This window comes from Hyunsoonleella ulvae (genome assembly GCF_016827605.1).
Lineage (GTDB): Bacteria > Bacteroidota > Bacteroidia > Flavobacteriales > Flavobacteriaceae > Jejuia > Jejuia ulvae.
This window is the reverse complement of sequence record NZ_JAEPJQ010000001.1, coordinates 891,374-903,341: the sequence shown is the minus strand read 5'-3', so window position 1 is coordinate 903,341 and position 11,968 is coordinate 891,374. Positions and strand designations below refer to the sequence as shown.

At 34.3% G+C, this 11,968-nt stretch carries 11 protein-coding genes; all 11 read left to right on the top strand.

Features of this window, described 5'->3' with window-relative positions:
• Nucleotides 1-181 precede the first annotated feature (181 nt).
• Nucleotides 182-562 carry a glycine cleavage system protein GcvH gene (gene gcvH / locus JS605_RS04175; protein WP_203256399.1) on the top strand — a complete coding sequence of 127 codons (381 nt, stop codon included), beginning with the start codon at nt 182-184 and terminating at the stop codon, nt 560-562.
• Nucleotides 555-935 (top strand): VanZ family protein, encoded by a 381-nt coding sequence (locus tag JS605_RS04170; RefSeq protein ID WP_203256398.1) that lies wholly within the window; start codon nt 555-557, stop codon nt 933-935. Before gcvH ends, JS605_RS04170 begins: the two co-directional genes overlap by 8 nt.
• A gap of 62 nt (nt 936-997) precedes the next feature.
• Nucleotides 998-1,717: an energy transducer TonB gene (locus JS605_RS04165; RefSeq protein WP_203256397.1), complete on the top strand. Its 720-nt coding sequence runs from the start codon at nt 998-1,000 to the stop codon at nt 1,715-1,717.
• 268 nt (nt 1,718-1,985) lie between these two features.
• The gene (locus JS605_RS17665) at nt 1,986-2,735 is read left to right on the top strand and encodes an energy transducer TonB (protein ID WP_203256396.1); all 750 of its coding nucleotides are present in this window, start codon (nt 1,986-1,988) and stop codon (nt 2,733-2,735) included.
• 219 nt (nt 2,736-2,954) lie between these two features.
• A complete protein-coding gene (locus tag JS605_RS04155) occupies nt 2,955-5,048 on the top strand; it encodes a gliding motility protein RemB (protein WP_203256395.1) in 2,094 nt (697 codons plus the stop codon).
• 548 nt (nt 5,049-5,596) lie between these two features.
• Nucleotides 5,597-6,022, top strand: a complete 426-nt coding sequence (locus JS605_RS04150) for a DUF6252 family protein (RefSeq protein ID WP_203256394.1) — start codon at nt 5,597-5,599, stop codon at nt 6,020-6,022.
• 221 nt (nt 6,023-6,243) lie between these two features.
• Nucleotides 6,244-6,810 (top strand): DUF6252 family protein, encoded by a 567-nt coding sequence (locus JS605_RS04145; RefSeq protein ID WP_203256393.1) that lies wholly within the window; start codon nt 6,244-6,246, stop codon nt 6,808-6,810.
• Nucleotides 6,811-6,894: 84 nt separating this feature from the next.
• Nucleotides 6,895-9,561: a GPI inositol-deacylase gene (locus JS605_RS04140; RefSeq protein ID WP_239000246.1), complete on the top strand. Its 2,667-nt coding sequence runs from the start codon at nt 6,895-6,897 to the stop codon at nt 9,559-9,561.
• 18 nt (nt 9,562-9,579) lie between these two features.
• A complete protein-coding gene (locus tag JS605_RS04135) occupies nt 9,580-10,188 on the top strand; it encodes a T9SS type A sorting domain-containing protein (protein WP_203256392.1) in 609 nt (202 codons plus the stop codon).
• Nucleotides 10,189-10,430: 242 nt separating this feature from the next.
• Nucleotides 10,431-11,324 carry a heme o synthase gene (gene cyoE / locus JS605_RS04130; RefSeq protein ID WP_203256391.1) on the top strand — a complete coding sequence of 298 codons (894 nt, stop codon included), beginning with the start codon at nt 10,431-10,433 and terminating at the stop codon, nt 11,322-11,324.
• A 1-nt stretch (nt 11,325) separates the two neighbouring features.
• The gene (locus JS605_RS04125; protein ID WP_203256390.1) at nt 11,326-11,907 is read left to right on the top strand and encodes a cytochrome c oxidase subunit 3; all 582 of its coding nucleotides are present in this window, start codon (nt 11,326-11,328) and stop codon (nt 11,905-11,907) included.
• Nucleotides 11,908-11,968 lie beyond the last annotated feature (61 nt).

Below are 11,968 nucleotides of genomic sequence, written 5' to 3'. Positions count from 1 at the left end.
AGATTGTCCCCTTAAGGGGACTTTAGGGGTGTTTTGAGTTAATCAAATAAAGATATCATTTAGACAAGATGAGTTCAATGATATAACAGCGTAATCAAACAGTTTTTTAATTAACATAAACCTATTTGAAATGTAGTTTTGAATAAATACATTTGCGTAAACAACTTTTTAATTTTTTACAATGAACATACCATCAGAATTAAAATATACAAAAGACCACGAATGGGTAAGAATAGAAGGCGACTTGGCCGTTGTAGGGATTACCGATTTTGCCCAAAGTGAATTAGGGGATATTGTTTATGTTGAGGTGGAAACCGTAGACGAAACTTTGGATGCTGATGAAATTTTTGGTACAGTTGAAGCCGTAAAAACAGTTTCTGATTTATTTCTACCCTTATCAGGAGAAATAGTAGAGTTTAATGAAGGGTTAGAAGACGAACCAGAAAGTGTAAATTCAGATCCGTATGGAGAGGGATGGATGATAAAGATTAAATACTCTGATGCATCCCAAATAGAAAGTTTACTATCTGATGAAGCATATAAAGCATTAATAGGTGCTTAAAAAAGCTGCGCTTTATCTTGCAATTCCATATACCATTGCTCTAGCAGTAGTAAGCTTGATTAATTTAAGCGGAAAATTACCAGATATGGAAATTGAGTATGGCGACAAAATCTTTCATTTTTTAGCCTATGCCTTACTTTGCTTTTTATGGTATACAGTATTTTATTTTAAACAAAATAAGCCTCGGAAGAAAGCTGTGTTAAGTGCCATACTTCTATCGGTTATTTATGGTATAATTATTGAGGCATTACAAGGTACAATAACATCTCACAGATCGCTTGATGTTTACGATGCATTAGCCAATAGTCTAGGGGCAATGCTAACAGGAGGAGCACTTTTGTTGAAGAAAGTAAGAAGACAAGTTAAAAATTAACAAAGACTTGTTTTTTTCCTAAATAAGTACTTATTTTAGCAATCTGGAAAAAAATAAAAATTATGGAACCTAAAAAAAATCCACAAGCTAACGTAGGCAGAAACAGTTCGCTGTATTTTGCAATAGGTTTAGCACTAATGCTGTTTTTAGCATATTCCGCTATTAATTACAAAACCTATGATAAAGCGGACATTGATATAGGACAATTAAACTTAGAAGAAGAGTTAGAAGAGGAAATTCCATTAACACAGCAAATAGTAACACCTCCACCTCCACCGCCACCTCCTGCAGCTCCAGAAGTTATTGAAGTTGTTGAAGATGAAGAAGAAGTTGAGGAAACCGTAATCGAGTCTACCGAAGTAGATCAAGAAACTGAGATTGTTGAAGTTGAAGAGATTGAAGTAGAAGCAGTAGAAGAAGACGTTGAAGTGCCGTTTGCAGTAATTGAAAACGTTCCAGTGTTCCCAGGATGTGAAAAAGGAAGTAATGCGCAAAAGAAAAAGTGTATGTCTGATAAGATTGCAAAATTTGTAAACAGAAAATTTAATACGGAATTAGCGTCCGACTTAGGATTATCAGGAAGACAGCGTATCAATGTGATTTTTAAAATTGACAAAACAGGTAGCATTACTGGTATTCGTGCAAGAGCACCGCACCCAGGTTTAGAAAAAGAAGCTAAACGCGTTATTAGTCAATTACCTAAAATGAAACCAGGTAAGCAAAGAGGTAAACCAGTTACAGTACCATATTCGTTACCTATTATTTTCCAAGTACAAGATTAAGTTAGTTCTGCTTACGCAGATATTATAAAAATTAAAATCCCGCTACATTATTTGTAGCGGGATTTCTTGTTTTGGTATGCTTCTTGTGATTTTATCATAATATTAACATCACAACTATGATAATAAAATGAATAAGACCAATTCGCTGTTTTTTGCATGCTAACAGTTCTTGTCTTAGGAATTTCAATTGATTGTAGTTTTAGAAAAATCACAACAAATGAAAAATTCAAAACAATCTCACGACATCGTTCGGCAAAACGATGAAAGCGTGAAAAAACCACATCGGCATGATGCAAATTTACAAAAAAACTCAACCCTCTTTTTTCAAGTAGGCCTTATTGTTTGTCTATTAACTACATTAGGCCTATTGGAAATGCGCTTTGAAACAAAACCTGTATACGTTGCTTATGACTATGAAGATCCTGATGATGTCTTTGATATGGAGGCTATTAATTATAAGCCTTATGTGGAACCAGAGCAAAAACAACAAATAAAGAAGCAGGAAAAAGCGACCAAGAAGTTTATTAATAAAATTGAGAAAGCTAAAGATGATACCGATTTACCCGAAGATATCGTTGAAACACCTACAAAGAAGACGGCAGATCTGCCATTAAATCCTTATGCGGTAGACAACATTGAAAGGCCAGATATTCCAGATGAAATAGATTTTATTGTAATTGAGAATGTCCCTGTCTATCCAGGTTGTGAAGATAAAGTTGGAAACAAAGCTCGGAAAAAATGCATGTCTGATGCTATTACAAGATTAGTACAACGTAAATTCAATGGTTCAGATATTGCCTCTAGGTATGGCTTGGAAGGAAAACAAAGAATAAGTGTACAGTTCTTAATAGATAAAACAGGAAAAGTAACAGATATAAAAACAAGAGCACCACACGAAAAATTGGAAGCTGAAGCGAAAAGAGTTGTGAATAAAATTCCAGATATGAAACCCGGAAAGCAACGAGATAGACCTGTTGGTGTTCGTTATACTTTACCTATTATGTTTATAGCACAGTAATATTATAATTTAGCATGCACTAAACCGTTATCGTAAGAGATAGCGGTTTTTTTATATCAGCAAGAATATTCAATCGTCTTAATAAAATATACTATCTTTCAGTCCAAAATGTAATCATATCCATGATATGAAATGAGCTATTGCAATACGTTGATTTTTTTGCCAAAATATCCAATAGCGAATTACATCTGACCTTTTAAAAACAATAAAATCTATCAGATGAAACAATTTGTAGCCTTTCTACTGTTTATTTGCCATTATACTGCTTTTTCCCAAAATGAAAATATTTACGAAAAACCACCTATTTTTCCTAAATGTGCTAACATGGCTATTGATAGTTTACAACAGTGTTTTGATAGTCATGTATTTCAACATATAAAAGATAATTTTAAGGTGCCCCAAAATGTAATTGATGAAGATTACAAAGGTAAAATAGTGGTGCTTTTTGAAGTCGATACCACTGGAGCATTTAGAGTAATGTATGTGGATGCTATGTATGATACACTAAAACAAGAGGCGCAAAGGGTTTTTAATTTATTTCCAAAAATAACCCCCGCAACATATAGTGGACGCAAGACTTTTAGACAATATTCCATTCCAATTCAAATCCCAATTGAAGATTTTAAGCTGTCAAGTTCAAAAAACACGCAAGGAGTCAATAAAATAGAACAACAAGCCTTAGCAACAAAACAAGAATTTGATAGTGTGAATACTACACTAAAACCCTATACAAATAGGGCGTTAAGAAGTCAATTAAATATTCAATTTACACATAGCGATTATGCGAGGTTTGATAGGGTTATGAATCTTGTGGGCACCAATAGCCATACGGCACAAAAACCATTCTTGTACGAAGATGTTTCTAAATATTATGATTTTGAAGTAGAGAGAAAAACATTGAAAAAGGATGCCAAGACTTGGGCAGGGAAAAAAATATGGAATGAACATTTGGTACAGATTGAAGGTAAAGACTATTGGTTTACGATAGATCCAATTTTTGATTTACAAACAGGAACAGACTCAGAAGGGGGAAGCACCTACAACAACACAAGAGGTATTTGGGTTCAAGGAGGCCTGGGTAAAAAGTTTAATTTTTACACTACGATTTTTGAAAGCCAGGGGCGCTTTGCAGACTATGTAAATAGATATATCGAAAGTATTAGAGCCTCAGGTTCTGAGCCTGTAGTGCCAGGGAGAGGTGTTTCTAAACGGTTTAAAACTGATAGCTACGATTACCCAGCAGCAGAAGCATATCTGTCGTATTCGCCAGCAAAGTTTTTAAATGTTCAATTTGGACATGGTAAAAATTTTATTGGGGATGGATATCGTTCTTTAATTTTAAGTGATGTTACCAGTCCGCATCCATTTTTAAAATTAAACACCAACTTTTGGAAAATTAAGTATACCAATACCTTTATGTGGATGCGTGATGTAAGACCTGAGGTAAAAGAAGATGGTGCTTTTTTAACTAAGTATATAGCCAACCATTATTTAAGCTGGAATGTATCTAAACGCTTAAATTTAGGTTTTTTTGAATCGGTGCTATGGACTAACAGTAACAACCGAGGGTTTGACGTTAATTATTTAAACCCTATTATTTTTTACCGTGCCATAGAGTTTGAAACAGGGCAAGATGCTGGTAATGCACTTTTAGGAGCTTCTGGTAAGTATAAATTTAATGATAACGTTAATGTGTACGGACAATTTATTTTAGATGAGTTTTCTCTGGGCGATGTTAGGGCAGGCAACAAAAGTTGGAAAAATAAATTTGGTTACCAACTGGGGGTTAAGTATTACAATGCGTTTAATGTAGATAATTTGTTATTACAATTGGAATTAAACCGTGTAAGACCCTATACCTACTCACACAATACCATCGTTTTAAATTATGGGCACAATAATCAGCCAGTGGCACATTTATGGGGCGCCAACTTTAGTGAGGTTATATTAATTGGGCGGTACCGTAAAGACCGTTGGTTTGCTGATGCAAGACTTATTTTTGGAACCCGAGGGTTTGATGTTTTAGACGGAACAGATAACTTTAATTACGGTGGTAATATTTATCGCGTTGAAGGCGATAGACCAGCTGATACAGGCATTGAAATAGGACAAGGTATAAAAACCAAAACGTTTTATGGTAATTTGCAAGCAGGGTATATAATAAACCCCGCATCTAATTTAAAGTTGTTTACAGATATTACAGTTAGAAACTTTAACCCAGACATTAACACCGCAGCTACATTTAAGAATGATACCGTTTGGTTAAATTTTGGATTAAGAACCGATTTGTTTAATTGGTATTTTGATAATTAAAGTTATTGAAATACTAAGTAAAATGTAATATAGTTAGGTTGCAGTTACGAATTTGAAGACACATTTAAAAGTGTCTTGTTATTTCTTAAAATACATAGAGTAAACTATATTATTTCTGGAACTTTTTAATTTTCAACTGTCACAGATAATTGCGAAACCATAAATATCGCAAACGGTCATTCTTATATGAAATATATCCCATAAAAGAACCTTTAGCATATTGTCTTTTTAAAATTATAAAAACCTAACATTTGTCATAAAAAAACTACTAGTTTTTGTAAATTTACTACGTAATATAGATAATACAACTACTCAAAGTTTTTAAGTTAGAATACATCTCTCTATTATGTGTTTAACCTTAAAATATCTCTCATTTTAGTAGTATTAAATTAAAAATAGCTATACAAAAACTAACGTTAATTGCAGTAGTAATACTGAGTATATTTATACTTAGTGCTATAAGTTGTAAAAATGGTGATGATATCCCAACAAACCCCATAGATCAATTACCGATAGCAACGCAAACTGGGGTAAACACTATTGGGTGCTTGGTAAACGGAGAAGTTTTACTACCTAAAGGTAGTCCCTTGGCTGGTCCTATAAAAAGTGCATTTTATCAGTTAATTGATGGGGACTATTTTTTTAGCTTGAGTTTAAATTACAGAAATGGAAATGAGAGAAAAGGTCTCACGATTGAATTAAAAAGAATAGAATTAAGCGAAAATTCTGTTATAATTTTAGATAAAAATAGAGTTGTAGATAGAGATGATGATGGCGGTTTTGGGTACTATTATTTTACACCAGACTGGATGGATACCAGTCTAGGTAATGAATACTATAATACAAGTGATGTTAATGGAGAGATTATAATTACGAATCTAAATGAGTCACAACAAATCATTTCAGGAACATTTTGGTTTGATGCTGTCAATAATGATGGAGAAATAATAGAAATACGAGAGGGCCGTTTTTGATATGCCCTATTCCAAATAAAAATGAATGGTTTTACGCCAACAAAACCATTCAACTATAAATTAAACATTTCATAAATATTTAATCTAAAAATCACACAAATTTATGGAAGCTATTAAAATGTGCACCTCATTAAATTTAACAAAAGTATAATACAATTTACGGGTTTTCCATAGCATAACATATAAAGATATTACCTACATTTATATAAAAAACGTACACTATGAAAAGATTACTTTTACTACTATTGGTTATGGCTTTAAATGCCTGTAACAACGATGATGATACCCCAACAAACCCCATAGATCAATTACCGCCAGCAACGCAAACTGGAGCAAACACTATTGGGTGCTTGGTAAACGGAGAAGTTTTACTACCTAAAGGTAGCCCCTTGGCTGGCCCTGTAAAAAGTGCATTTTACCAGTTGATTGATGGGGAGTGCTTTTTTGGGTTATCTCTAAATAATAGAAATGGTGAGCGTAAAAAATCTATAAGGGTTTTTGTATCAAGAATTAAATTAATTAAAAATCAGATAGTTACTATAGATAAGAATTTTACAGATGATGGAGAATATACAGGAGGAGGAGGAGAGTATGGAGTATCTACAAGTGTTTTAGAAGGAACCATAGGATATGTTACTGCTTCAACTGTTACAGGGGAATTAACGATTACACATTTAGATGAATCAAAACAAATAATATCTGGTACGTTTTGGTTTGATGCTGTCAATAATGATGGAGAAATCGTAGAAATAAGAGAGGGCCGTTTTGATATGCCCTATTCCAAATAAAAAAGAATGGTTTTGCGCCAACAAAACCATTCAACTATAAATTAAACATTTTATAAATATTTAATCTAAAACCATAACAAAGTTATGAAAACTACAACTACCAGCATGCGCTATGCACAAAAGTACGCCCTGTGCCTTATTGTAATATGCGCTATGATGCTATCCATGGGGCACAACATTTTTGCGCAACAGGATATTAATACATCCTTTAAAACTTTAATGGATAATACGTTTCAACCACTGGAGAAGCACCGTGTGCCACATGGTATTCTATTAGATTTTGGCATGGAGTTTACCCATGTGCCTGCCTATAACGGTACGCTTACCGATACTACCTTTATTAACAAAAGAGTACTAAAGGAAATTTACAATACCTTGTTAATGAGTCGTATTACTACAACTTCAACAGGCTTTGTAACCTCAGAAGATTTTAATACAAACTGGCGTAACAATCGTAGCTCGAATTATATTGCATTATCTGGCTTGTTTTTTAATTACAGTAGATTTAATCAGAATGCTTACCCCAACAAACTTAATTATGTAAACAATAAATTTGATGATAAATATATTAATGGTGTCTGGCAAAACCCCTACGAAACTTTAAAAACTTTTGCAATAGCCACACCTATAGATGTGTACGACGGGTTAAACTTTAATGTAAAAGTGCCACAGAGCATTTTTTATAGTAATGCATCGTCCAGCATTAACAGGTTGGAGATAGATTTTGCAGACGGTAATGGGTATAGGCAAGTTGGCTTTAATCAAGAAGTATCCGTAAATTACACAACTGCAGGTAACAAAACTTGGAAATATAAGTTGGTACTAACCAATGGGCAAAGTTTATATGCCCAATCTAAAATTAAAATAACAGGAAGTGTTACATATACAGGAAATATTGCGGCTAAAACTTTAGGGCAAAAAGGTGTGGCCAATTGGGTATGCGATAATTCTGGGCGGTATCAGTTAGAGGCCGAGGCAGAAATTGCACATTTGGGTGTTTTCGGTACAGCTACCATTACCTTGGACGATGCTGGTAACGATTGCCAAATTACAAGGCCGTTGATTGTTGCTGAAGGTTTTGATGTAGGGGCGTTGTTAAATCCTGAAACACCACTTGGAAGTTCTGATATTGAAAGTTTTTTTGAAGAGATTAATGACTCAGGAAGTAATGATTTAAGGGATTTAATTATTGGAGCTTTCGCAATCCCAAATGACCAAGATTACGATATTATCTATATAGATTGGAACAATGGTGCAGATTATTTACAACGCAATGCCTATGTTTTGGAGGAGGTGATTAATTGGGTAAACGCTACCAAAGTTGCAGATGCCAATGGTGTAGTACAACAAAATGTAGTGTTGGGCCAAAGTATGGGTGGTGTTGTGGCACGTTATGCCCTTAGTGATATGGAGGCTAGGGGCGATACACACGATACGCGTTTGTTTATATCGCAGGATGCTCCACAACAGGGTGCTAATGTGCCTTTAAGTTACCAGTTTATGTATAGGCATTTAGTTAGGCAATATGTTACTACCTCCAATACATTACTGGGTAATGTTGTTACAATACCTATTGCAGATAATTTAGTTGAGAATGGCAGTATTGCCAACTATACATCTATACTAGATATGCCAGCAAGCAGACAATTGTTAAAAAACTGGTCTACATCCTCTTATACTATCGATAATAATTGGCACGATAATTTTTATAACGAATTAAGGACACTTAACAGTAATGGGGGCTATCCACAACAAGGGGGAATTAGGAATATTGCCATGAGTAATGGTAGCGAATGTGGTACACCACAAACTTACAATGCTGGAAGCCATCTTATTAATGTACAAATGAATGAAAAACTCTCCTTTTTAGAGAATCTTGCTTTTACCGTTTTAAGTCCTTTAGTTGGTATTTTTGGTGGTCTTACAATAGATGCTGACTTTTTTAAAGTTGGATTTTTAGGTAATATCCCAGGAAGCTCCAGATTTATAATTGATGTTCAAGCCAAAGCCTTATCTTATACTAATAATGCACATATTTATAAGGGATTAATTCGTTACAAGAAAAAAATAATAGGCTTGTTTGATTCCCAAGTAAGTATTACTAATGTAAACCAAAACCAACCTAGTGGTATTTTACCTTTTGATTATTATGGTGGTGGTTTTTTTGATACTTCTGGGCAAAATGATATTATTGATGTTGGTATTGGGAATATTACTGTGGCAGTAGAAGATAAATTTAGTTTTATTCCTACTGCTAGTGCTTTAGATATAAAACAAAATAGTAACAATCTTAATGATGCAGATTATTTAAGAAAATATGTTGGTGGGCAGATAACTCCTACCACATCATTCGATAATTTCGCTACTGCTTTCACTACTCCTAATGATGTACACAATAATAATGAGGAACATTTGGAGTTTAACCTACGCAACGGTGATTGGCTCGCTGCTGAGATTGATACGGGAACTGCCATTCAATTTACAGATTGTAGTTATATCTGTAGCGATGCAGGGATTTCTGGAGCTTCCACCTTTTGTAGTAGTGCAACCTATAGTGTGCCAAGTGGCGCAACTTTTTATAATTGGTCTATTACAGAAGGTAGTGGGGCAGCTACCCTATCAGGAACAGGTACTTCTGTAATTTTAAGTAGAAATGGTGTAGGTTCTGGTTATGTTACTGTTCAAGTTGAGTATGGCGATAATGGTTTGCAGTGTGGTAATGTAACTTTAACGAAAAGAGTTTGGGTATGAACACCTCAAATAGCAGATATGGTTGAATTTTATAATACCAGTGTAGGATCGGTAGGTTATTTGTGCTCATTTTATACAGGCAATCAATTTAGATTTACCATGAGTGGCGCCAACCATGTTAAAAAATTTCAATATAGAATGAAATTATGGAACAGTTCAACCTACGCTTACCAATCACGAACAAAATCAGCAATTAGTAGCACTGTTGTGGAAGCGGCACCTAGTAGTCTATCACCAGGAGTGTATCATTTTGAGATAAGGCTGGAGAATTCTTGTGGATGGTCTCAGTGGTTTACCTATTTTGTTCAATATAATGATTGCAATAATCAAGGTATGTTTAGGGCTTACCCAAACCCTACTTCAAATACTTTAACTATTGCAGCTAAAGAAAGTGATGAGGTAAGTAAAAGTAGTGCGTTTAATGAAACTAATACATTAAGTAGTGCAATGGCTATTTCAAGGAACGACAACACATTTAATTTCTATGATTTTAGTGGTAATAAGGTATTGTCTGGGCAGTTACAAAATATAACCGATGTAAATGTGTCTAAATTAAAGAAAGGCACTTACATTCTTGAGATTATTGCGAATGGACAAGAAGAAACACATCAAATTGTGATTGAATAAAAAACATTTAATATGTATTTGCAAAAGCCACTTATTGAGTGGCTTTTACTCTTTAGGATATAGTGATAAGACTTAGCTGGCAATAAAATGACAAAAATGACTAGGCTTGGTTTGTAATGGATTGAAATTTAAGAGATGTTTAATTGTGCATCCTTAAGTATTTTACTTTTAATTACATTGCTCAAATTAGTTTTAAGGCGTATCTTTGCACTCGCAAATAAAAAGCGATTAATAGGATAGCCTTGAGTAACTCAAAAACTTCAGTAACAGCACCTTCGGTAATTTCAGATTTTAAGGAAATCACTAAAATGCGCTTGTCTGTTAGTGTTGTGTTTTCCTCGCTTGCAGGCTATTTGTTAGGTGTTGAGGTTGTAGATTTTAAAATACTTACCTTACTGGCTTTGGGAGGCTATTTTATGGTGGGCGCTTCCAATGGTTTTAATCAGATTATAGAAAAGGATTTGGATGCGTTGATGAATAGGACTAAAAACAGGCCTATCCCAGCTGGACGTATGAGTGTAACAACAGCCTTTATCATCTCTTCCCTATTCACTTTACTTGGGATAATTATTCTATATAGTATCAACAAGCAAACCGCTATGTTTGGTGCTATTTCTATTTTTTTATATACCTGTGCCTATACACCTTTAAAAACAAAAACACCATTAGCAGTTTTTGTAGGAGCAATACCAGGTGCTATTCCGTTCATGTTAGGATGGGTAGCTGCAACAGATGATTTTGGAATTGAGCCAGGCACTTTATTTGCGCTGCAATTTTTTTGGCAATTTCCACATTTTTGGGCTATTGGTTGGTTTTTGTACGATGATTATAAAAAAGGAGGCTTTTACATGTTACCTACTGGGAAACAAGATAAGGGAACAGCCGTACAAACCATAATGTATTGTATTTGGACAGTGATAATTTCTATCCTCCCCGTGTTTGGATTTACTGGGCGATTACATTTATCCATCATTGCAGCAATTATTGTTTTTGGATTAGGATTATGGATGATTTATTACGCTGTAAGGCTGTTTAGGCTAATGACGGAGAAGGCAGCCAAACAACTAATGTTGGTAAGTGTATCTTACATTACGTTGGTACAGATAGTTTATGTAATTGATAAATTTTTAAGTTAACATGGATTTAACCCAAGGAACACCTAAAGAAAAGAATAGCAGGGCAAAGAAAATGATGCTTTGGTTTGGTATTGTGTCCTTAATTATGAGTTTTGGCGGATGGACAAGTGCGTTTTTGGTAAGTAGATCGAGACCAGATTGGGTTACCGATTTTGAGTTACCAAATGCTTTTGTTATTAGCACAGTGGTAATTGTGCTGAGCAGTATTAGTTTTATTTTAGCAAAGCTAGCTATAAAAAAAGGTAACCGTGCTCTTGCAACAGTTTTATTGTTAACTACTTTAGTGTTGGGTGTGCTGTTTATTATAAACCAGGTAAATGGTTTTAACCAGATTATTGATTTGGGATATAATTTTACAGGACCTACCAGTAATGTTACCATGTCTTACATTTATTTAATTGCTGCTGTGCATATTTTGCATGTAGTAGCTGGATTGATATGTGTTTTAGTGGTAATTTATAATCATTTTAAACAAAAGTATGATTCCGAGAATTTACTGGGTCTTGAGCTAGCAGCTACGTTTTGGCATTTTATTGATATTCTTTGGGTGTATTTATTTTTGTTCTTATACTTTGTGGGGTAAAGTGCTTGTACACAGAAAGATGGTATGTGTTTTAACTGGTGGATGGCGGGTAAGCCTGCAT

What these genes read in the sequence shown, in the direction of transcription:
- JS605_RS04125 (WP_203256390.1), top strand. Translation starts at nt 11,326, where the DNA reads ATGGATTTAACCCAAGGAACACCTAAAGAAAAGAATAGCAGGGCAAAG.
- JS605_RS04140 (WP_239000246.1), top strand. Translation starts at nt 6,895, where the DNA reads ATGAAAACTACAACTACCAGCATGCGCTATGCACAAAAGTACGCCCTG.
- gcvH (WP_203256399.1), top strand. Translation starts at nt 182, where the DNA reads ATGAACATACCATCAGAATTAAAATATACAAAAGACCACGAATGGGTA.
- JS605_RS04145 (WP_203256393.1), top strand. Translation starts at nt 6,244, where the DNA reads ATGAAAAGATTACTTTTACTACTATTGGTTATGGCTTTAAATGCCTGT.
- JS605_RS04165 (WP_203256397.1), top strand. Translation starts at nt 998, where the DNA reads ATGGAACCTAAAAAAAATCCACAAGCTAACGTAGGCAGAAACAGTTCG.
- JS605_RS04135 (WP_203256392.1), top strand. Translation starts at nt 9,580, where the DNA reads ATGGTTGAATTTTATAATACCAGTGTAGGATCGGTAGGTTATTTGTGC.
- JS605_RS04155 (WP_203256395.1), top strand. Translation starts at nt 2,955, where the DNA reads ATGAAACAATTTGTAGCCTTTCTACTGTTTATTTGCCATTATACTGCT.